Below are 22,594 nucleotides of genomic sequence, written 5' to 3'. Positions count from 1 at the left end.
TCAATTTTTTTTTATAATAAGTAAATTACATATTGTTAATTTGTGTAATATATTTTTTTTTATTTGATTGTTATCAATATATATATAAAGTTTTTTTTCTTTTTTTGATAAAAAAATTTTTTTTATTCCAGGAATTTTATTTATTTTTTTTAGAAAATTAATTTTATTTTTATTATTAATAATAATATAATTATTATTAATATATTCACTATTTTTTTTGTAAAAATTTAATATTTTTATAGGCAAGGTTAATAACCTTATATTTGGTTCTATATAAAAACAAATAATTACCCATATTAAAGAAATAGATGCATTCATTATAAATATTCCTATTATGCCTACGTTAGAATCTAATATTCCGCTAAATAATCCTCCAGTAAAAATTCCTAAAAATTGACTGCTAGAATATATTCCAATTGCTGTTCCTTTAGTAGAGTGATATGCTTGTTTTGATATTAAAGATGGAAGATTTGCTTCTAAGATATTAAAAGAAATAAAATATATTAATATAAGTAAAAATAGTAATGAGTAAGAGTATCGATATAAAAATGCTATAAGTATTTGTGAAGTTCCAATAGTGATTACTGAATATAATATTGTTTTTTTTATTAATTTACGTTTTTCAGTAAAAAATATTATTGGAATAGTAATGATTGATGCAAGGATTATTAATTTAAAATAAAAAATCCACTGTTCATTTTGTTTTGCTTTAAATAAATATAAGTTTTTGAGTATGATTGGCAATGCATAAAATGTTGTGATTAAAATAAAATGATGTATAAATATACTTAAATTTAGTTTTTGCAGATTTTTGTTTTTTATAACTGTATTTAATATATGTAAGAAAGTTTGATTTTTTGTTAAATAAAAGATTTTTTTTTGTGGATTTGGTATTGAGATATATAATAAAATTATACCAATAATTGGTAATACAGTTGATATGTAAAATATACTTTTTAATTGAAAATAGTAAGTAATAATTGGACTTGTTATTATGGCGATGTTAAAAGTAATTCCAATACTAATTCCTATAATGAGCATAGATTTAGTTATTTCTTTTTCTGAAATTAAGTCAGAGAGTAGTGCGATTAAAACACTTCCTATTGCTCCAAATCCTTGTAAACTTCTAGCAAAAATCATAGTATAAATTGAGTTACTGAAAGAAGCTATTAAGCTTCCAATGGAAAAACAGAATAGATTAATTGTAAGTATTGTTTTTCTATTGTAATAATCAGATAAAATCCCCATCGGAATTTGCATTACTCCTTGAGTTAGTCCATAAACTCCAAAAGCGATTCCTATTAATGTATGAGTCGCATATCTTAGTTTGGACGATAAAATTGTAAAAATAGGAATTAACATAAATAATCCAAGCATACGAAATGAAAAAATAATTGAGATTGGTAGTGTAATTTTGATCCAGTTATATTTTATATTCATTGTTTTTTCGTAGTTTATTAGATAACATTAAATATACAAAATCTTATAGTAATACAAGATTTAAATTTTTACTAATTATACTAATGAAGTTTTGTAATTGATATATTATTTATTCTAATATAATAGAATTGTATATTATTTTTTATATGATAAAATTAGTATGTTTAATAAAATTAAAAATATATTTTATATAATAAAAAATATTATTTTAAGTGTTAATTATTTTTTTTAAAATGTTATCTTCTTTATAAGATACCTTTATATACTATATTTGCTGGTCCCGTAATGTATACAGGGCTATATATTGAAGGCCAATATATTGATAATTTTCCTTCTGAAAAAAGTACATTAATTTTTTTATTAAGGTTAAAAAATATTTTTGCTATAACAGCTGATGCTATTGCTCCACTTCCACAAGATTTAGTTTCTCCACATCCTCTTTCATATACACGAATTTTAATATTATTGGAATTAATTATTTGCATAAATTCTACATTAGTCTCTTCTTTAAAAAATGAATGTTCACTGATTTGTTTTCCTAATTTTTTTATAGAGATTTTATTAATGTTTTTATTAACTATAACTGCATGAGGATTTCCAATATCAATTGTATAGATTTGATATTTTATTTTTTTTTTTATAATTAATGTGTGAAGGTGTTTTTTTTTGAAATAATCATAAGATTTAATAATATTTATTAATTTAGGTTTTTTTATAACGGTAGTTATTGTTTTTTTTTGATTTAAAAATGTTATAGTTTTAGTAAATTTTGTGGCAATAGTAATTCTTTTTTTTTTAGTAATGTTGTTATAAATTATGAATTTATATAAACAACGTATTCCATTACAACATTGAAAAATTTCTTTTCCATTACTATTATATATAGCGCATAAAAAATCGATTTTTTTGTTATTACTTTTTTTTAAAAGTATACATTGGTCAAACCCTATACCTGTATGACGGTTTGCAATTTTTATTATGTATCTTGGTGAGAGTGAAACTTTGTTATATATTCCGTTTATGATGATAAAATCGTTTCCTAAACTATGCATTTTGGTGAAATTAATTTTCATTGGTTGTAATTAAAAATTATATTTTTCTTATAAGAAAGAGATATTTAATATATTATGAATGTCTATTTATTTTTGTTGAGTAATAAACAGGGTTATTTACATTATTTATATTGTATTTTTGTTTTAATTTTTATATTTTAATTCATTTATATATTTTGGCTATTAATTATTTTAATAATGTTTTGATTGATTTTTAAATATTTTTAGTACTAAATATTATTTTAGTTTATTGCTAGATTTTGTTTTTTTAATAAAATCTTCTAATTGTTGTTGTAAAAGTTCTACTTTTTCTCTTGTTTTTTTTAGTACTTTTGTTTGAATTTCAAATTCTTCTCTTGTAACTATATTTAAGCGTAATAATATGTTTTGTATAGTGCTTTTTAATTTTTTGTAGAAATTATTTTCTAGCATCTTATTGTGTGATTATTGGTTAGTTTTTATATTAACATTTATTTTTATGAATTTTGTTAATGATCTATATTTTTATTTTTTTAGTAATGTATTTTCCATTCATGCAATTTATTGTTTATTTTTAAAAAATTTTGCTATTTTTCAAAATATCAATATTTTTATGCATATATCTTTGTATATGATTCTATCAATTTTATTATAGGAAGGATATCATATTATATATGTTTATAATAGGTTTATTTTTATATAATTATTTTTTATAATATGTTGAATATTGTGTAACTATTAAATTGATATTTATATCCCAGTGATTTTTATCAATGTGATGTACACATTGTGTCTCGTAAGCTACTCCTATTAAAGTGGGTATGTTTTTTTTATATGATAATGTTCTATCATAATATCCATGACCCATTCCTAGTCTGTTGCAGTTTTTATCAAAAGCTATTATTGGAATAAATATAATATCTAATTTTTTTAAAGCTATTTTTTTTGATTTTGTATAATCTGGTTCTAAAATATTATATTTATTTTTTATAAAAGGAGTATTAGATTTTGCTTGTAAAAAAGTTAATGTTTTATTTTTCTTCATAAAAGGAAAGTAACATTTTTTTTTGTTGAGTAAAGAGTGTAACCATAATAGATTAAGATTGATTTCTTTTTTTATTGGCCAATATAGAGCTATATTTTTAGATAAGTAATATTGTTTTAATAAAGAAATTTTTTTACATATTATACTAGATACTAGATTTTGATAAGAGATTGAGAAAGATTCTCTTATTTTTTGTTGTTTTTTTCTTAGAAAATCATGCTTTTTTTTAAAATTGTGAATAATCATATATATAAAAGGATATTGTAAAGTTTATGAAATTACTGAAGTATTTTAAGCTAAAATTAGTTATTTTGTATGTTTAAAAAAGGTATTTTGTGTAAATATAAGTGAAATTAAAAGTATATGTTCTATTATATAATATAAGTAATAAGATTATATAGTCTTTTAAAGAAGTTTTATTTTTATTTTTTAGATAATTATGAAATTTATTTAGTGTAAAACATTAAAATTATGTATAATATGGTTTTTATTAATGGTTAATTAACGATAAAATAGTATATTTTTATTATTGGACAATTTGTTTTCTTGGATATTTTTTATATTAGATTAAAATTAAAATATTTATGTATTACAGTTTAAACTGGAAATTCCATAGCCTTAAATGGGAGAATAGATGAATTGGAATAATTCGTCAAATAAGGATAAAGATCCTTGGGATAGTAAAAGATATCCTCCTGATTTGGATGAGATTTGTAGAAAATTTTATAGAAGATTTAATGAATTATGTTGTAGATTTTTTGGTAAAATAAATAAGACAAATAATTTTTTTACTTTTAAAAAAGGAAAATTCATTTTTTTAATGTCTATTTTAGTAGTATTTATTTTATGGATATTATCAGGAGTCTTTATTGTAAATCCAGCTGAAGAGGCTGTTGTTTTAAGATTTGGAAGATATATTAAAACTGTTGGTCCAGGACCGCATTGGATACCTTGTTTATTTTCTTATAAGATTGTAAGAAATGTAGATAGAATATTAGATTATTCTTATTCGTCGCAGATGTTAACCAAAGATGAGAATTTAGTATCGGTTTCTTTAGCTGTTCAGTACAGAATTGGTGATTTAAGAGCTTATTTATTTAATGTAGTAAACCCTGAAGAAAGTTTACAACAGGCTACTTCTAGTGCGTTGCGTCAGGTTGTTGGAAATACTTCTCTTGATCAAATTATTACTGCAGGAAGAGAAATATGGGGAAAAAATGTAAGAGAAACTTTAATTAAAATAATTAGTAGGTATAAAACTGGTATTTATATTACTAATGTTTCTCCTCAGCCTGCTCGTGCTCCAGAGAATGTTCAGGATGCGTTTGATGATGCTATCAAGGCTCAAGAAGATGAAAAACGTTTTAAAGAGCAAGCTCTTGCTTATCAAGCTAAAGTGATTCCTATAGCTGAAGGAAAAGCTAAGCGTATTATTAAAGAAGCGAAAGCTTATAGTAAACAATTAGTTTTACAGGCTAAAGGAGAGGTATCTGAGTTTTTATATTTATTACCAGAATATAAAATATCTCCTAAAATTATTGCTGAGCGTATGTATTTAGATATGATGCAGTCTGTGTTAAAAAAAGTTAGTAAAATTATTATTAATATTGATTCTAAAAATTTTATTTATTATCCTTTAAACAAATTATTATTGTCTAATAGTTTTGTTAAAAAAAAAATGATTTTAGATGAATATAAAGTAAAGAATAGAATAAATAGTGATAATTTAAATAAAATATTTATTAAAAATAAAAATTTTAGAAAAGTTTATCGTACTATTAGAGTTAATAATGGAATTTATGAAAATAATTAAAACATTTTTTAGTGTTGTTTTATTGTTATTAGTAATAATATTTTTATTATTTGGCTTTTTTATAATTAAAGAAGGAAATAATGGTATTTTGTTACGTTTAGGTCGATTAGTTTTGAATAGTAATAACCAAAAAGTAAGAATATATTCTCCAGGTTTACATATGAAGATTCCGTTTATTGACAATGTTTATGTATTTGATACAAGATTAAAAACTTTAGATATAAAATCATCTAGAATTGTAACAAAAGAAAAAAAAGATGTGATTGTTGGGTATTATGTTAAATGGAAGATTATTGATTTAGGTAGATATTTTGTATATACTGGTGGAGATGAGTTGAAAACAAATTCTTTGTTATCTCAGCAGTTAAATACATCTATAAGAGCTGAATTTGGAAAGCGTGTAATTTCTGAGGTAGTTTCGGAAGAAAGAGATGACATTAATGAAATTTTAAGAACAAGGGCAACAAAACAAGCAGTTGATTTGGGTATTGAAATTATAGATGTAAGAATAAAAGGAATAGAATTTCCTGATAATACTAGTAATGCTATTTATCAATTAATGCGCGCTAATATGAAAAAAATTGCTAATCGTCATAGAGCAGATGGAAATTCTATTGCAGAAGAAATTTTGGCTTCTGCAGATGCAAAAGTTATTGTTCTTCTTGCTAAGGCAAGAAGTGAAGCTCAGATTATTAGATCACATGGAAAAAATAGAGCTTTTAAAATTTATTTACAAGCATTTAAGAAAAATTTAGATTTTTTTTCTTTGTATCAATATTACAAAACATATGAGAATATTTTTTATAGTAGCAAAGATTTATTTGTTTTAGATGGGAAAAGTAAATTTTTTAAATATTTTGTTGATCCTTCTTTATATGTAAAGAATTTTAATAAAAATTAAATGTTATGTAAAATATTATTTATATTTTTTATAAAAGAAGTGATAAACGATTTAATTATAAATTAATAAAAATTAGTTTTTTAGAATAAAGTGGAGGATTGATTTTTATAATGATTGATATTTTTTTTTCATCTCTTGCATTAGTATTTGTTTTAGAAGGTTTAATGTTGTTTATATTTTCTGAAAAATGGAAAAAATTATTGCAAAAAATTATTAATCAAGAGGAAAAGACATTAAAAATGGTTGGATTTATTAGTATGTTAATTGGAGTATTTTTATTAACTATAGTGCATCAATTATTTGAGTAGTAATATAATTTTATGACTAAAAATATTGTAATTGTAGGAATGCAACTAGGTGATGAAGGAAAAGGGAAGATTATTGATGTATTGACAAAATATATTCATGTTGTTGTACGTTATCATGGTGGGCATAATGCTGGTCATACGCTAAATATAAATAATGAAAAAACAATATTAAGAATAATACCGTCTGGTATTTTAAGAGAAAATGTTCAGTGTTATATAGGAAATGGAGTAGTATTATCTCCAGAGGTTTTGTTTAATGAGATAAATATGTTGGAAAATAGAGGTATTAATATAAAAGAAAGATTACATGTTAGTCAATCTTGTTTTTTAGTTTTGCCAAACCATGTTGCATTAGATAATGCAAGGGAGAATTTTAAAAATTCAATTTGCAAAATTGGTACTACTGGATGTGGTATTGGTCCTGCGTATGAAGACAAAATAGCTAGAAGATCTATAAGAGTTATTGATCTTTTTCATTTAGATAAAACAACTAAAAAGATAGTTTCATTATTAAATTATCATAATTTTATATTAAAAAATTATTATTGTTGTTCAGAAATTAATTTGGAACAATTGTTAGAAACAATTGAGTCCTGGTCTTGTAAGTTTAAAGAGTTAACTTGTGATGTTACTAGTTCTTTACATTTTCACAGAAAGAATAATGATTCAATTTTATTTGAAGGAGCTCAGGGATTTTTTCTTGATATTGATCATGGTACATATCCTTTTGTGACATCTTCAAATTCTTGTGTAGGTAGTGTAGTTAATGGAGCTGGATTTGGTCCATTATATTTAAATTATGTATTAGGAATTACTAAATCATATACAACTAGAGTTGGAAACGGACCATTTCCAACCGAACTTAAAAATAATATTGGTAAAATGTTGGCAATTCGTGGATTTGAATTTGGATCAATTACAGGAAGACCTCGTCGTTGTGGATGGATTGATATTGTGTTGTTACGTCGTTCTATTGAAATTAATAGTATCTCTGGAATTTGTATTACTAAATTAGATGTATTAGATGGATTATCTACAATTTGTATTGCAGTGAATTATTATGATTGTAAAAAAAGAAAGTTATTAAAATATCCACCACAATGTGTAGAAGATTTTTTAAATATTAAACCTATATATGAAGAAGTTCCTGGTTGGAATGAAAGTACTTTTGGAGTCAAAGAAATTAGTCAGTTGCCTAAGAATGCAATATTTTATATTAGAAAAATAGAATCTTTATTAGAAATTCCTGTTGATATAATATCAACAGGCCCTGAAAGAAATTCGGTAATTTTTGTGAGTAATTTATTTGAGAGATGATAAATAAAGTTTTAAAAATAAAAGATCTTTATATTTATTAAATATAATAAAAAAATGATTTGTATATTAAATGTAATATTTATAGCGTTTATAAAACGGTTTTCAGATTTTGTTCAAATACAATTTTTTTTATTGTAAGGGTTTTTTATATACCCCGGAGAGGATTTGAACCTCTAATCTACCCGTTAGGAGTGGGTTGCGTTATCCAATTACGCTACCGGGATAAATTCGATTTTAAGCAGTTAATATATAAGATATTTTATATAATATTATTTGGAGGAATATATTTCAATTAATAAATTTTTTGATTAAATAAAAATAATAATTTTCATTTGTTGTTGATCTAGTAAATGTTATTAAGATTTTATATTTATAGATATTACTAAGTTTTTTCTGAAAGGATTTTTATTTTAAAAAATATATTTTATAAGTATATATATAATTTTTTTTAAATTAATTTTTAATTATTTAATAATCTAATATTAAAGTAAATTATTTATTGTCTTATATTTCCAATAAATTAATAAATTTTTATTTAGATAAAAAATTCCACAATAAATTGGATATTTATAATTGTTCATTATTAATTTAGCATAATGATTAATTTGTTTTATATGATGTTTTTTATTATTGAGATTTCCTGTTTTATAATCAATAATCCAAAATTTGTTTTGATAAATAAATATCCTATCAATAATTTTTGTTGAAATTTTTTTATTTATTTTAACTAGTATTTTATATTCATTTTTTTCTTTGTAGTGAGATTTAAATATCCATTTTGCAATAGGGTTATTAAATGATTTTTGTATTATTAGTAGTATTTGTTTATAAATTATTTTTTGTTCAGTTAAATCTAGTCCTAAAATTTTCAGTTGTTTTTTAATGTTATGCCATGGTAGTTGTTTTATTGTATTCGGGTGATTATTGCAAATCCATTCTAATAATTCATGTAATATTGTTCCTATTTCTTTTTTATTGATGGAATATTTAATATAGATTTTTATTTTATTTGGTTTATATGGAATATGTTTTTTATTAATAGATAAGGGATTGATATAATATTTTTGAGGTAGTTTGTATAATGAGGATTGGATTATTTTTTGAGTTTCAATATTTATTTTTGAATTTTGTTCATTTAATATAAATTTTTGTTCTTTTAATAGTGAACGAAAAGAAAATTGTGATTCTTTTTTTTTATGGTCAAATAGGTATATATTTTTTTTAGCGCGTGTTAATGCTACATATAAAAGACGTTGCAGTTCGTAGAAGTTTTTTTTATTATCTATGTTTTTAATATAATCATATAATGATATATGTGTTTTATTATAAATATTTTCTATAGGATATATTAACGGTGATTTAGAAAAATTTTTTTCTGAAATTTCTAAATAACGAAATAATGGGTTTATATTTTTTTTTGTTGTATAACTTAAGTAAGGTAATATGATTGAGTCAAATTCCAATCCTTTTGCTTTATGTATAGTCATTATTTCTATTTGTGATGTAGTATGTTTATGAGAATATAATTTTTTCAGTTCTTTTTCTATTGTATTTAAATTAATAAATTTTCCTTCAATATTAAATTGTTCGATTAATTCCCAGAATTTTTCTAAATCTTCTTGTTCCTCTTGTGTAAGAATATGTTTTATATGAAGTTTTTTGAGCACATTTATTATCCAATGCACTAATGGTTGTTGATATCTTTGGTTTAGAGCATCATGGATTTGTTTGAAAATAAATTTTATACGATATTTTCCTTCATTACTAATTTTTGGAATTTTATCTATGTTTAACAGTATTTGGTAAATAGATTTTTTTTGTGAAAAATTAGCGATTTGATATATATCAGATATAGATAATCCACAAAATTGACTCCTTAGTAAAGCTAACCATGTTAATCGATTTCCTGGTAATAATAGAACTTGAGTTAATATCCATATGTCTTGTATGTGAGGTAATTTTAGTATAGGATTGATTTCAGTTCCTTGAAATAGAATATTATTTTTTTTTAATGAATGAATAATTTGAGGCAATTGAGATCTAGATCGGATCAGTATAGCAATTTTATCTTTAGGATTTTTTTTGATCTCTTGTTTTATTAAGTTAGCAATTGCTTCGGATTCTTCAATGAAGTTGTTGTATAATTGGGAATAGATATTGCTTTTTTTATTATGATTAGTACTTATTGATGGATAAAATTTAACCGCACCATATTTGTTATTGTTTGATATTGGGAAAATATTAGTACAATATTTGTTAATCCAATTAGTTAAATTAATTGTGGATCGAAAATTATATTTTAATTGTAATGATTTTACTTTTATATGTGCAATTCCTTCTTTTTTAATTTTTTCAAATAGTCCTACCTCTGCTTGTCGAAATCGATAAATTGATTGCATTGGATCTCCAACCAAAAATATAGTTTTTTTATTTGTTTTTATGTTGGTTTCCCAGTGTTTAATTATTTTTTTAAATAATTTATATTGTTGTATTGAAGTATCTTGGAATTCATCGATTAATAAATGATGTATATTATTTTTAATATAATTTGATAGATCATGAAGTTGATTTTTATTTTTAAATGCTGATAATATTTCTTGAGAAATGTATGAAAAGTCTACTGTATTATTTTGATAAAAAACTGTATGTAAATGTGCAATTAGGTTTGGTAACAAGATGCATAATGATTGAAGAATTTTCCATTGTTTTTTTGGATAATGTATAGATGGTAAATTTTTAATTTTAATAAGAATCTTGCAAAATTCTGGAAGTTTTTGTAGCATGTTTAAGATGTTTTTATTTTCATTTTTTAAAAAATTATATGTTTCATTATTATAATTATTTTTTTTAAATCCTACATGATGGTTAATTTTTTTTCTTAGTTGATTTTTAGAGTTGATCAATAAAAAAGATAAACTTTTTGCTATGTGTTGATTTATTTTAGTATAGTGACTCCATTTTTTTAACGTTTGTAATTTTGGTAAATTTTTTTTATTAGATTTTATAATTTTTGTTGTAAAGGAAAAAATTTTTTTCCAATATGTTGTTGATATGCTGTTTTTTAAATTAGAAATTTCTTGTTTTTCAATATAGGATAGTATTTTTTCATAATATGTTTTATTAACATGTTGTTTTTTAAATAAAAATGATATCCATTGTTCTCTGTTAGATAATAGGTTGATTAGGAGTGTAAATAGTTTTTTTTGGTTATTATTTACGTGCTGTAATATTAGTTTCAGATATTTTTTTAAATTAATGTGTTTTGTTATTTTATAAAAAAAATTTTTAACTGCTATTTCATATAAATATTGAGGTTTATCTGTAATATAAAATTGCATAATTTGCGTATTTTTTTTAGGAAAAATTTTGTATAAATCAAGGCATAATGCATCTATTGTAAGTACACGTAGTTTATGCAATTGATATAGAATATTTTTATTTTTATTTAGTTTTAATGCTTTTTTTGCATAAGAAATAGTGTTTTTTTGATATGTATCACACACATTGTTTTTGATAAAATTTTTATTTTTAATAATATATTGCATTATATTTATAATACGGTTTCGTATTTCGTTAGCTGATTTTTTGGTAAATGTTATTATCAATATATATTCTGGTTTTTTTGTAACTGATAAGAGTTTTAAATAACGTTGTATTAATAATTCTGTTTTACCAGATCCTGCTGGTGCTTGAACTATATAAGAGTAGGATGTATTAGTAGCTTCTACTCTATAGATTTGATCTTTTGTTTTCATATAAGTTAAATTTAATTGAAATTAATTTAATAGTTAAAAATTTAATTTTTTAAATACAGGAATTAAAAATTTATTAGTTAATATTTTATTGTATTTAGTAGATTTTTATTAAATATTAGTTACATGATGCAGTTTTATACTAAGTTTATTTTAAATCTTTATGTTTTCTATAAGCTTATTATGTAAGATTTTATATAAATGTTTACTGTTTAGTTTTTTTTTAATTACGAAATTGAAGTATATTTTTTCAGAGTTTAAAGAGATGATTTTTATTTTTTTAGAATTAAATATATTCATAATTATGGAATTTATTTGGTAAAATAAATAGTTGATATTATTACCAATTATAGTAATGATGCTACAATCTTTTATTAGTTGAATTTTTTCTATTTTTTTTATTTTTTTAAGAAAAAAGTTTAAATAGAATTTTTTTTGGTTGTTTTTAAATTTATTTTTTAAGTAAAGAATTATGTTAGGCTCTAAATAAAATAGTGATTTTATTTTAAATTTATATGAGTTAATGGTTGAAATAATATTTGATATTGATTTTATATTTTTTTGTGTATTTATTTTAATTATATTAATATGATCTTGTATTTGTATAGATTTAATAGGTAGAATTTTTGAGCAGGTTTTTTTAGATATATATGTTCCTATATGTTGTGGTTTATAAATATTTTTAATTACAATAGGAATATTGTATTTTTTAACTGGAAATATACAATTAGGATGTAAAATATTATTTCCAATAGATATAATTTTTTGTGTTTCGTTATAATTTAGATTTTTTAATAATTTTGCGTATGGGAATATATTAGGGTTGATTGTAAAAATTCCTGGTACATCTTTCCAGATTTCGCAATAATTGACTTTTAATATAGAAGATAGTAGTGTTGCAGAAATATCTGAGCTATTTCTTCCTAGTAATACTGTATCTCCATTTGGGTTAGATGCTATAAACCCTTGAGTAATGATACTTTCAGCACCAGAGTTAATAAATTGTTTTTTAAGTACTTTATTTTTTTGAATTTTATAGTAAGCAGAAAGATAATTTTTTGTATTTTTTCCTGGAATTGGGCTTGATATTAATGCTTTTCGTATATCATACCATATACAGTTAATTCCTTTTTTTTTTAAAAAAGCACATCCTATTCGTGTAATCATAAATTCTCCTAAACTTAGGATTTGAGCTTTTATTTTTGCTGAATTTTTTTTAATTAGAGAAATATTTTTAAGTAGTTTTTTTAATTTTTTTAGGTCTAATGCAATAATTTTTGATGGTAATTTTAAAGAATGAGTTAATTGTGTATGACAAAATTTAATTTCAGTTTCTATATTTTGATAATGTTTTCCATTTATAGCTAATGTTGTTGCTTTTTCTAATTTATTAGAAATATTTTTAATAGCTGAACAAACAATAATTGGTTGTTTTCCATTTTTAATATGATTTTTTATTATTAATGCAATATTTTCCCAAGTTTTAGTTGAAGAGACACTAGATCCTCCAAATTTTACTACTAATTGATACATTTTAATATTTTTGTTTGAATTTTAAATTATTCATGATTATTTATAACAAAATAACATTTATTATTTGTCTAATACTTAATTGATGTTATTCAATTCTATATTAGATATAAACATTTCTACTTAGATTTATTTTATAAATTAATTGAGATTAAAGTTATTTTTGTTAATATATAAATAAAAATTTGTTTATTTTTTGTTAGTTTGATAATTATATATTTTATATAAATATAACATATTTTATTGGTATATTTTATGTTTAAATATATAGTTTCTTACTAATTTTGGGATGTATTTTTTTATTATTTTTTTATTTAAATATTTTCTTATTAATTTAGAAGATATGTAGATAGAATGTATATTAAAAAAATATATACAACCATGTGTATTGTAGTGTAATAAGTTAAAATCAAATATTTTATGTTTTTGAATTAGTCTTTTTATTGTTTTTGAATAATTTATATTAATTCCTGCTCTATTTGTTACTATCAAATTTGATAAGTTTAATATTTTTTTCCAAGAATACCAAAATTGTATTGTATTAAATACGTCTGTTCCTATCACTATGGATATAGGAATATGAGTTCCAAACTTGTTTCGAAAATATTTTAATGTTACATATGTATATGATGGTGTTGTCTTATTTAATTCATAATAATTAATAGAAAAATTTTTTTTATTTTCGAAAAAAGCTAATTTTAACATTTCTATACGTTGTTTGTCTGTAGCAAATTTTTTATGATATTTAAGTTTTGAATGTTTGCATGGTAAAAATAAAATTTTTTTAAAATTTAGATTATTTTGAACGTTATTAGCAACATTAATGTGTCCATTATGGATTGGGTCAAATGAGCCTCCATAAATAACGATACTATTATTTTGCATTATTTAGATTATTTCCTATTAATTTGTTACAGCATAAAGAGAGGGTTATATTTTCTAACATATTCCAAAATATTTTTTTTGAATTAAATTGTGTATTGATATTTAAATGAATATTTATACATTGTTGTAATAATATTAACAATAGTTTTTCATTAATATTTTTTAGAAAAAATTTATATAAGTTGTTATATTGTTGTAAATTTTTTGAATTACTATTCTTCTTATTAAGAAAAGTCCTATTTTTTAATAGGATTATTTTTTTGATTTCGTTAGTTAATAAGTATAGAATATTAGTTAAATTTGTTTCTTTATATGTATTTTGAAAAAAGTTTATTACTTTGTAAGGATTTTTTGTTAATAAAATTTTAATAAAATTATTTGAGTTATAATTGTGAGAATCTAGAATTTTTTTTGCTTCAAATAATGTAATTGATTTGTTTTTTTTTGGTATAAGAAAAAGTTTTAAAATTTTTGAGCAAGTATATATATTTTTTTTTGAATATTTCCAAATGATATGTGGTATTTTTATATCAAATTGAATTTTTTTATTATTTAACTGTTGAACAATCCAATTGTAAATAATTTTTGAAGATATTTTTTTTATTTCAATTATTTTAATTTCATTAAGGTTATTAAATTCTTTAAGTTGTGATATAATTAAAAACGGAAAATGTAGTACTAGTACATTACATGGATTGATAGATTTTATACATTGTTTTATGAGTTTTTTTTCTTCAAAATTTAGATTTTTTCCGTCAAAAAAAATATTAAAAATAAAAGTTTTACATAACAATGGATAGATTGAGATTTTTTTTTGAATGTTAATTAATTCTGATATTTTTTTTATAAAAATATTAATTATTTCATATTGTTTATTGGAAATTAACAGTGTTTGTATATATTTTTTATAGTATCTTGAAAAGATGGTATCATTTCCAATAAAAAAGAAAATTTTATTTGTAGAATTAATTGTTATTTTTATATTATTCATAATTTTTTACATAAATATTTTGTTTTGGTAAAAAAGTAATTTATAAAATTTTTAATAAATAAAAAAGAATTATTTTAATTTTAATTAATTAGAATTATTTTATTTAAATGAATTATCAGTTATATCTCTTTTAAAGATTTTAAAAGTTTTAAAACATTTAATTTAAAATAATTAATGGTATTAAAAGTATATATAATTATTTCACAATTAGATTTATTATTTTTTTATCAACGATATAAATAATATTTGTGATTTTTTTTTCTTCTAAATATTTTTTCATATGTTGTTTAGTTAAGGATAATAATTTTTGTTTTGAAATGTTTTTTGATATCTTTAAAAAAGATTTAAATTTTCCATTTATTTGAATACAAATTTTTTTCTCATTAAAATTAATAATGTTTTTATCTATTTTCGGCCATTTTGCATCTATTATGATGTCTTTAAATCCTAAATTAATCCATAAAACATGACAAATATGTGGTGCAATTGGTGCTAATATCCTTAATAATATACTTGTGCTAATATAAATAAGATATTCATCTTTTTTTGTTTCAATAGTAAATTTGATTATTTTTTTAAAAAGTTTCATTGCATTTGATACAATCGTGTTAAATTTATGATTTTTATAACTGAAATTAATTTTTTCTAAAATTTTGTATATGGAAGAATAAAATTTTTTTAATTTATATTCAGATTTTTCTAAGTTTAGAAAATTATCATTTACAGTGGAATTATTTAATTTCAAATATAACTTTCTATTTTTATATGAAAAATTCCAAAGTTTTGTTAGGAATTTATGTATTCCTTTTATAGAATTATTAGAAGACCATTCTAAATTTTGTTCTGGTGGAGCTAGGAAGATGATAAATAATCGTGTTGCATCAGCTCCATATTTATCAATTAAATAATTTACGTTTATGATATTTCCTAATGATTTAGACATTTTTTGTCCATCTTTAATGACCATTCCTTGAGTGAGTAATTTTTTAAATGGTTCGTTATATTGTACTAATTTTTCATCTCTCATGAGTTTATAAAAAAATCTAGCGTATAATAAATGCATAACAGCATGTTCAATTCCTCCAACATATTGATCAACTGGCATCCAATAGTTAGTTTCATTATTAGTCATTGTATTATGTTGTGTGGGACAGGTAAATCTAACGTAATACCAGGAAGATTGAAAAAATGTATCTAAAGTATCTGTATCTCTAGTAGCATTTTTTTTACATTTATGACATTTTATTTTATAAAAATTGGGAAAATTAGATAAGGATAGTTTTTTATGTTTGAAAGAATGTATTTTAGGTAGAATTATTGGTAAATGTTTTTCTTGAACTGGAATTATTCCGCATTGATTACAATGAATCATTGGGATAGGAGTACCCCAATATCGTTGTCTGGATATACTCCAATCTCTAATACGTAAATTAATAGAAGTATTTCCATAACCATGTTTTATTAAAAAACGAATAATTTCTTTATTTGCTTTCTTTGAAGATAAGTTATTAAATTGTCCTGAATTTATTAAATAACCTTCTTGGGTAAAGGCAGATTGGTTATAGTCATGTTTTAATTTGTTAAAAGGAATAATAACTTCTTTTATAGGTATATTATTTTGTTTTGCAAATTCCCAGTTACATTGATCATGTGCTGGTGCTACCATTATTGCTTTTAAATTATATTGCATTAATATAAAATTGACTATCCAAATAGGAATTTTGGTTTTGGTAATTGGATGAATTGCAATAATGTTAGTTTTTATTCCATGTTTTTTTGAGGTAACTATATTTTCTTCTGTTATTGCTGTTTTATAGCAATTTTTAATAAAGTTACTGATATTTATATCTTGTTTCGCGATTTCTTTTGCTAAAGAATGATCAGGAGCGATAGCTATATATGTTACTCCCATAATAAGATCTAATCTTGTTGTATATATTTTTAATAATTTCGTATTGTGATTTATTTGAAAATTAATTTCATATCCTTTGGACTTTCCTATCCAATTATATTGCATTTGCTTTACTTTATTTGGCCATTTATCTAATGTATTTAAATTTTTTAATAATTCTTTTGCATATGAAGTTATTTTAATAAACCATTGTGATATTTCTTTTTGTTCTATTGTAGCTCCTGATCTCCATCCTTTTCCATTAATTACTTGTTCGTTGGCTAATACTGTTTTATCTATTGGATCCCAATTAACAAGAGTTTTTTTCCTGTAGATAAGTCCTTTTTCATATAGTTTAATAAAAAACCATTGTTCCCATTGATAATAATTTGGATTACATGTATTAATTTCTCTATTCCAATCGTATGAATTTCCCAATTTTAATAATTGTTTTTTCATACGTTTTATATTTTTTTCTGTCCATTTTTGTGGATTAATCTTATGTTTTATGGCGGCATTTTCAGCTGGAAGACCAAAAGCATCCCATCCAATTGGATGTAATACATTTTTTCCCAATGATCTTTGATATCTGGCTATGATGTCTCCTATTGTGTAATTTCGTACATGTCCTATATGTAGATCTCCACTTGGATATGGAAACATAGATAAGCAGTAGAATTTTTTTTTATTTGAATCTTTAAAAACATTAAAAACTTTTTTTTCTTTCCAATATTCTTGAGTAATTTTTTCAATTTTTTTTGGAAGATAATTTATATCCATTTTACATATATTTAACAAAAATAAATTTTGTGATTAAAATAAAAATTTTGTTTTTTGATATTTTTATATATTTGTTATTATTCAATAAATTTAAAAATAGTTAAATCTAAAATAATTATAGATGATAATAATAAAATATAAAATATAATTTTATTAATACATTGAAAGATGATACATTATAAAATTACTATTTATTAGTTTTTAGATAAAAATTAAAAATATTAAAAACATAATTTATGTTTTTATATTGTTAAATGGGTGTATGGTATTTAATATTGTGTAATGTTAAACAATTTTTTTTCGAAAAGATTAATTTAGTTTTATGTTTATTAATTTGCGTTTTTATATAATCTAATATTATTTTAGTGTTTTTATGAATTGAATAATGTTATCTATAGGAATTAGATGTTTTTCTTTATTTTTTCTAGATTTATATTCAATAAGATTATTTTTTATATTTTTTTTACTGATAATTAAATGGTGTGGTATACCAATTAAATCATGATCCATAAATAAAATACCAGGTTTTTCATTTCTGTCATCCAATAGTACATCCCAGTTTTCTTTGATTAGTTGTTGATATATATTTTCTGATATAGTTTTAATTAAATTTGATTGATGTGCATTTATTGGAATTATAACTATTTGAAATGGAGCGATCTCGAATGGCCATATAATTCCATTTTCATCATGAAATTGTTCAATAATGGCTGCAATCATTCGACTGATTCCCAAGCCATAACATCCCATAACTAAATTTGTAAGTTTATGATTTTTATTTAAGATTTTTGCATTTAATATTTTTGAATATTTATTTCCAATTTGGAATATATGTGCTATTTCTATCCCTTTACAGGATTTTAGTTTTCCTTTTCCATCTGGACTTAGATCTCCTACTTGTACTTTTCTTAAATCATAAACATCATTATAATGTACGTCTTTTCCCCATTTTACGTTTAAATAAAATTTATTTATTTCATTGGCTCCACAAATAAAATCTTTTACCATAAGAGCATGGTAATCAACTATAATTGGAATTTTTAAATTAATTGGTCCTAAAAAGCAAGGTAATGTATTAAAGATTTTTTTTATAGTGCTTTCTTCAATTAATTTTATTGGTGACTTTATTAATGGATGTTTTTCAGCTTTAGTTAAATTAAGTTCATCGTTTTCTTTTAAAATTAATGCTATAAATGGACTATTTTTTCCTTCAGCAATAAAAGTTTTTACAATTTTTTCTTTTTTTGTTTTAAGGAAAATAGATATTTCATTATTTGACGTAATTTTAAATATTTTTTTATTTGTTTTATTATTATTGTAATAATTAATATTAGATTTTATTGTGGATTGATAATATTTTGTTGAAGATTTTAAATCGGTAGCTTGTTCTAAATTTGCAGCATAGTTACTACTATTGCTATAGATAATTATATCTTCTCCAATATTTGTTAAGATTTGGAATTCATGTGATATATTCCCTCCTATGTTTCCGTTATTAGCTTTTACAATACGATAATTTAATTTTAATTTATTAAATATATTACAATAAGTTTCACGCATTATTTTATAAGTTTTTTTTAGGCATTCATTATTTAAATGAAAGGAATAGGCATCTTTCATGATGAATTCTTGTGTTCTTATTGTTCCAAATCTTGGTCTGATTTCATCTCTAAATTTATTTTGGATTTGATAAAAAATAATAGGTAATTGCTTGTATGATTTTAGTTCATGTTTAATTAATTTAGTAATAATTTCTTCATGAGTAGGAGATAGACAATATTCTTTGTAATGATTATTTTTTAATTTCATTAATTGATTTCCAAATATATTCCATCTTCCAGTTTGTTTCCATAATGTTGATGGTTGCAATATTGGCATAAGTATTTCTATTGCATAATTTTTATTCATTTCTTTTCTAATTAAATTTTTTATTTTTTGAAGTATTTTTAATCCTAGTGGCATCCATGTATATAGTCCTGTACTAATTTTTCGTATAATTCCAGATTTTATCATCAATTGATAAGAAATATTTTCTTTATTATTTATAGGATTTTTATTTGTCGATAAAAACCATTTAGATATACGCATTATTGATATAGTTAGTGTATATAATGTTGTTATTATATATTATATGTATAAATTTTTATTTGGGAAATAATGTATTGTTTTTTGTATTAGATTAGTTATTATGAGTTTTTAAAAAGTAAATTTAAATATTTAGTTTTTTAAATTTTATATTTTGATATTTATCAAGTTACTTGATAAATAAATTTTTATAATATAAATATTTTTTTATTTGAGTGATCAATTATCGGAGTTGTAATTGTTTCAAACAATATATTTTGTTTAATAATTTTATTATTTTGAATAATAAATAAAATTCCTTTCATTGTTAATTTGTTTTTTAATATAGTAAATAATTTTCCATTAGATAAAAATTTTAATAAATATGGTATTTTTATTTTATCTATTGCTGCTGTACAGATTAATATATCGAATAAATATTTATTGTTGCATTTGTAGGTGTTAAAATCTTTTTTGATTAATTGTATATTTCTGATAGATAGGGCTTTTAATTTATTTTCAGCTGTTTTTATAAATTCTTCATAATAATCAATACTTATAATTTTTTTGGATAATTTACTTAATATTGCTGTAAAAAACCCTGTTCCTGTTCCAATTTCTAATATTTTTTCATTTCCTTTTAAAAATAAAGATTGTAGAATAATGGCTTCTTCTAATGGAGTTAACATATATTGACCATAATTAATTGGTATTCTCATATCAGAATAGGAGAATGTTTTAAATTTATTTTGAACAAAAATGTGTCTAGGTATATTATTAAAAATATCAAGGATTTTTTTATTTGTTATATATCCGTAATATAATTGTTTTTTCAACATGTTATTTCTTTCTTTATTCATTGTAATTATTCTACAATATATTTTAGAATTATTTTATTTTTATTTAATTTTGAAATTGGTTTTTTTGTTAAAGATAGCATTTTAAGCAAAAATAATAGTTTTGTTTTTAAAACATATTTTATTCAAAATATTAATAATAGAATTTTTCCCCCATATGTTATATAGATAATATTATGATTGGGATATTTTATTTTTAAAATTAATATATAATAAAAATTATTAATATTTAATATGTTGTAATTTAATGTTTTAAATTGTCAAATTTAAATTTGAATTTAATCAGAAGAAGATGATGTTTATCATAAAAGATTTATAGAATTATATTTATATTAATACAGATTATTATTATTATTATGTAGTTTTAGATAGTTTTAGGTAAAATTAATTCTTAATTTAAGATTATTCAATAATTTTATGATTAAGTTTTTTATTATGTTTATGATAGTTCCTATCATAGGTTATAAATTATTGTTACTTAACAAATCAACTTTAATAATAGATGATTATGGATATATCCATAAAACATTATTTTATTTGAAAGATAAAAGGGGTCAAAAGGAGTTTCCATTGAGGATTTTATCAAATGGGAAAAAACAATTTGTTTTTAATCCTAAAAAATATGTATGGGCTGTTTATAATAAACATGGTGATCGAATTATGACAGGTAGTGCTTCTGGTGGAAAAGATTTTTGTAAAGATTTGGGAACATCATGTCGTACTGTAACTGGTAGTTTTTACATTTATTACAAAAAAGGGGTAAATTGTCGTTCTAGTGAATTTTTTGTAAATAAAAGTCGTTTAGGAGTTAAAATGCCTTATTGTATGTTTTTTTTTCGTGGATTTAGTATACATGCTGCTTATGAAGTTCCTTATGCAAATTCTAGTCATGGTTGTATTAAAGTGCTTCCTAGTGCGGCGGAGTGGTTAAATAAATATTTTATGAAAATAGGTACTCAAGTTATAGTTCTTCCTTATTAATTTATTATTTTTTTAATTATTTTTCTTTTTAATGTAAAAGTTCTTCTATGAATTTTTTTATTAATTTATTAAGTTTTTTTTCTATTTTTGATGCCATTGCTAGTACTGTTTCATGAGTATGGTTTGTAGATACAATGCCTGTAGCATAATTTGTAATACCTGCGATTGCGATAATTTTCATTCCGCAATGTTTTGCTAATAAAACTTCTGGAATAGTAGACATACCTACTGCATCTCCTCCTAATATTTTAAATGCTTTTATTTCTGCTGCTGTTTCGTAATTTGGTCCTAGTACTGAAATATATACTCCTTGATGTAAAATAATATTTTCTTTTTTAGCTATTATTAACATTTTTTCTTTTAGTTTTGCATCATATAAATTATTTAATGGTAAAAATCTTGGTCCAAATTCTTCGTCATTAATTCCTACCAATGGATTGTTTGGTTGCATATTTATATGATCAGTCAAAATCATAATTTCTCCTGGTTTAATTTTTTTTTTTAGAGATCCAGATGCATTAGTACATAAAAAATATTGACAACCTAATAATTTTAAAGTTCTAACGTATGTTTTCATTGTGTGAAAGTTTGTCCCTTCATAACTATGACTTCTTCCTTGCAAACATACAACATCTTTTCCTGATATATTTCCTAGTATTAAGTTACCATTATGACCATTTACTGTACATTTTGGAAATCCTGGTAAATCTTTATATTTAATAATAATAGTGTTATTTAACATTGATGATAGATTGCCTAATCCTGATCCAAGTATGATTCCTATGATTGGTTTAAAGTAAGGATTTTTTTTTTTTATTTTTTTTGTGGATATATGTGCTAATGTTATTTTTTTTTTTTGCATTTTTAAAGTTTTGTATTGTTAAATATAAATATTTTATATCAAAATAGTTTTGATTAATATCTTATATTAGATAATTGTGTAATATTTTATTAATTGTTATAACTTATTTATAAGTTGTTTTTATAAATAATATTTATATATAGGTT

General features: G+C 21.6%; 17 protein-coding genes and 1 tRNA gene. 5 read left to right on the top strand and 13 right to left on the bottom strand.

What is annotated here, in order from left to right; all coding sequences use genetic code 11:
* The 4 genes from RQL38_RS00660 to RQL38_RS00645 all read right to left on the bottom strand — a co-directional run bounded on the left by RQL38_RS00660 (position 1) and on the right by RQL38_RS00645 (position 3,762).
* A complete protein-coding gene (locus RQL38_RS00660; protein ID WP_338521789.1) occupies positions 1 to 1,440 on the bottom strand; it encodes an MFS transporter in 1,440 nt (479 codons plus the stop codon).
* A gap of 245 nt (positions 1,441 to 1,685) precedes the next feature.
* Complete coding sequence (dapF, locus tag RQL38_RS00655; RefSeq protein WP_338521788.1) at positions 1,686 to 2,513, bottom strand: diaminopimelate epimerase; 828 nt, start codon at positions 2,511 to 2,513, stop codon at positions 1,686 to 1,688.
* A 216-nt stretch (positions 2,514 to 2,729) separates the two neighbouring features.
* Entirely contained in the window at positions 2,730 to 2,924 is a 195-nt protein-coding gene (locus tag RQL38_RS00650; protein ID WP_338521786.1) for an accessory factor UbiK family protein, read from the bottom strand.
* A 250-nt stretch (positions 2,925 to 3,174) separates the two neighbouring features.
* Positions 3,175 to 3,762 carry a 5-formyltetrahydrofolate cyclo-ligase gene (locus RQL38_RS00645; RefSeq protein WP_338521784.1) on the bottom strand — a complete coding sequence of 196 codons (588 nt, stop codon included), beginning with the start codon at positions 3,760 to 3,762 and terminating at the stop codon, positions 3,175 to 3,177.
* A 388-nt stretch (positions 3,763 to 4,150) separates the two neighbouring features.
* Here RQL38_RS00645 and hflK point away from each other — a divergent pair, with 388 nt between their 5' ends.
* The 4 genes from hflK to RQL38_RS00625 all read left to right on the top strand — a co-directional run bounded on the left by hflK (position 4,151) and on the right by RQL38_RS00625 (position 7,855).
* On the top strand, positions 4,151 to 5,329 hold the full coding sequence (gene hflK / locus RQL38_RS00640) for an FtsH protease activity modulator HflK (protein WP_338521782.1): 1,179 nt from the start codon (positions 4,151 to 4,153) through the stop codon (positions 5,327 to 5,329).
* Positions 5,316 to 6,230: a protease modulator HflC gene (hflC, locus tag RQL38_RS00635; RefSeq protein ID WP_338521780.1), complete on the top strand. Its 915-nt coding sequence runs from the start codon at positions 5,316 to 5,318 to the stop codon at positions 6,228 to 6,230. Before hflK ends, hflC begins: the two co-directional genes overlap by 14 nt.
* A 110-nt stretch (positions 6,231 to 6,340) precedes the next feature.
* A complete protein-coding gene (locus RQL38_RS00630) occupies positions 6,341 to 6,538 on the top strand; it encodes a DUF2065 domain-containing protein (protein WP_338521778.1) in 198 nt (65 codons plus the stop codon).
* A gap of 12 nt (positions 6,539 to 6,550) precedes the next feature.
* Positions 6,551 to 7,855 (top strand): adenylosuccinate synthase, encoded by a 1,305-nt coding sequence (locus RQL38_RS00625; protein ID WP_338521776.1) that lies wholly within the window; start codon positions 6,551 to 6,553, stop codon positions 7,853 to 7,855.
* A 150-nt stretch (positions 7,856 to 8,005) separates the two neighbouring features.
* On the opposite strand, the gene RQL38_RS00620 is transcribed toward RQL38_RS00625, so the two are convergent.
* The 8 genes from RQL38_RS00620 to RQL38_RS00585 form a co-directional block, all read right to left on the bottom strand.
* Positions 8,006 to 8,079, bottom strand: a tRNA-Arg gene (locus RQL38_RS00620).
* A 258-nt stretch (positions 8,080 to 8,337) separates the two neighbouring features.
* Positions 8,338 to 11,610 (bottom strand): UvrD-helicase domain-containing protein, encoded by a 3,273-nt coding sequence (locus tag RQL38_RS00615; protein ID WP_338521774.1) that lies wholly within the window; start codon positions 11,608 to 11,610, stop codon positions 8,338 to 8,340.
* 150 nt (positions 11,611 to 11,760) lie between these two features.
* Complete coding sequence (locus RQL38_RS00610; RefSeq protein ID WP_338521773.1) at positions 11,761 to 13,140, bottom strand: aspartate kinase; 1,380 nt, start codon at positions 13,138 to 13,140, stop codon at positions 11,761 to 11,763.
* A gap of 237 nt (positions 13,141 to 13,377) precedes the next feature.
* The gene (nadD, locus tag RQL38_RS00605) at positions 13,378 to 14,022 is read right to left on the bottom strand and encodes a nicotinate (nicotinamide) nucleotide adenylyltransferase (RefSeq protein ID WP_338521771.1); all 645 of its coding nucleotides are present in this window, start codon (positions 14,020 to 14,022) and stop codon (positions 13,378 to 13,380) included.
* Entirely contained in the window at positions 14,012 to 15,013 is a 1,002-nt protein-coding gene (locus tag RQL38_RS00600; RefSeq protein WP_338521769.1) for a hypothetical protein, read from the bottom strand. Before RQL38_RS00600 ends, nadD begins: the two co-directional genes overlap by 11 nt.
* Before the next feature lie 196 nt (positions 15,014 to 15,209).
* Positions 15,210 to 17,684 (bottom strand): leucine--tRNA ligase, encoded by a 2,475-nt coding sequence (gene leuS / locus RQL38_RS00595; RefSeq protein ID WP_338521767.1) that lies wholly within the window; start codon positions 17,682 to 17,684, stop codon positions 15,210 to 15,212.
* Positions 17,685 to 18,041: 357 nt separating this feature from the next.
* Positions 18,042 to 19,772 carry a proline--tRNA ligase gene (locus RQL38_RS00590; RefSeq protein WP_338521765.1) on the bottom strand — a complete coding sequence of 577 codons (1,731 nt, stop codon included), beginning with the start codon at positions 19,770 to 19,772 and terminating at the stop codon, positions 18,042 to 18,044.
* Positions 19,773 to 19,957: 185 nt separating this feature from the next.
* Positions 19,958 to 20,608: a protein-L-isoaspartate O-methyltransferase family protein gene (locus RQL38_RS00585; protein ID WP_338521763.1), complete on the bottom strand. Its 651-nt coding sequence runs from the start codon at positions 20,606 to 20,608 to the stop codon at positions 19,958 to 19,960.
* A gap of 414 nt (positions 20,609 to 21,022) precedes the next feature.
* On the opposite strand from RQL38_RS00585, the gene RQL38_RS00580 reads away from it, so the two are divergent.
* Positions 21,023 to 21,586 carry a L,D-transpeptidase gene (locus tag RQL38_RS00580; protein WP_338521761.1) on the top strand — a complete coding sequence of 188 codons (564 nt, stop codon included), beginning with the start codon at positions 21,023 to 21,025 and terminating at the stop codon, positions 21,584 to 21,586.
* A 28-nt stretch (positions 21,587 to 21,614) separates the two neighbouring features.
* Here RQL38_RS00580 and RQL38_RS00575 read toward each other — a convergent pair whose 3' ends face one another.
* Positions 21,615 to 22,448 carry a purine-nucleoside phosphorylase gene (locus RQL38_RS00575; protein WP_338521760.1) on the bottom strand — a complete coding sequence of 278 codons (834 nt, stop codon included), beginning with the start codon at positions 22,446 to 22,448 and terminating at the stop codon, positions 21,615 to 21,617.
* Positions 22,449 to 22,594 lie beyond the last annotated feature (146 nt).

The organism is Candidatus Legionella polyplacis, from assembly GCF_037013735.1.
GTDB classification, from domain to species: domain Bacteria; phylum Pseudomonadota; class Gammaproteobacteria; order Legionellales; family Legionellaceae; genus Legionella_E; species Legionella_E polyplacis_A.
This window is presented reverse-complemented; position numbering and strand designations above follow the sequence as displayed.

Excerpts from the sequence above, each read along its gene's own strand:
- RQL38_RS00660 (WP_338521789.1), bottom strand. The coding sequence starts at position 1,440 with ATGAATATAAAATATAACTGGATCAAAATTACACTACCAATCTCAATT.
- dapF (WP_338521788.1), bottom strand. The coding sequence starts at position 2,513 with ATGAAAATTAATTTCACCAAAATGCATAGTTTAGGAAACGATTTTATC.
- RQL38_RS00650 (WP_338521786.1), bottom strand. The coding sequence starts at position 2,924 with ATGCTAGAAAATAATTTCTACAAAAAATTAAAAAGCACTATACAAAAC.
- RQL38_RS00645 (WP_338521784.1), bottom strand. The coding sequence starts at position 3,762 with ATGATTATTCACAATTTTAAAAAAAAGCATGATTTTCTAAGAAAAAAA.
- hflK (WP_338521782.1), top strand. The coding sequence starts at position 4,151 with ATGAATTGGAATAATTCGTCAAATAAGGATAAAGATCCTTGGGATAGT.
- hflC (WP_338521780.1), top strand. The coding sequence starts at position 5,316 with ATGAAAATAATTAAAACATTTTTTAGTGTTGTTTTATTGTTATTAGTA.
- RQL38_RS00630 (WP_338521778.1), top strand. The coding sequence starts at position 6,341 with ATGATTGATATTTTTTTTTCATCTCTTGCATTAGTATTTGTTTTAGAA.
- RQL38_RS00625 (WP_338521776.1), top strand. The coding sequence starts at position 6,551 with ATGACTAAAAATATTGTAATTGTAGGAATGCAACTAGGTGATGAAGGA.
- RQL38_RS00615 (WP_338521774.1), bottom strand. The coding sequence starts at position 11,610 with ATGAAAACAAAAGATCAAATCTATAGAGTAGAAGCTACTAATACATCC.
- RQL38_RS00610 (WP_338521773.1), bottom strand. The coding sequence starts at position 13,140 with ATGTATCAATTAGTAGTAAAATTTGGAGGATCTAGTGTCTCTTCAACT.
- nadD (WP_338521771.1), bottom strand. The coding sequence starts at position 14,022 with ATGCAAAATAATAGTATCGTTATTTATGGAGGCTCATTTGACCCAATC.
- RQL38_RS00600 (WP_338521769.1), bottom strand. The coding sequence starts at position 15,013 with ATGAATAATATAAAAATAACAATTAATTCTACAAATAAAATTTTCTTT.
- leuS (WP_338521767.1), bottom strand. The coding sequence starts at position 17,684 with ATGGATATAAATTATCTTCCAAAAAAAATTGAAAAAATTACTCAAGAA.
- RQL38_RS00590 (WP_338521765.1), bottom strand. The coding sequence starts at position 19,772 with ATGCGTATATCTAAATGGTTTTTATCGACAAATAAAAATCCTATAAAT.
- RQL38_RS00585 (WP_338521763.1), bottom strand. The coding sequence starts at position 20,608 with ATGAATAAAGAAAGAAATAACATGTTGAAAAAACAATTATATTACGGA.
- RQL38_RS00580 (WP_338521761.1), top strand. The coding sequence starts at position 21,023 with ATGATTAAGTTTTTTATTATGTTTATGATAGTTCCTATCATAGGTTAT.
- RQL38_RS00575 (WP_338521760.1), bottom strand. The coding sequence starts at position 22,448 with ATGCAAAAAAAAAAAATAACATTAGCACATATATCCACAAAAAAAATA.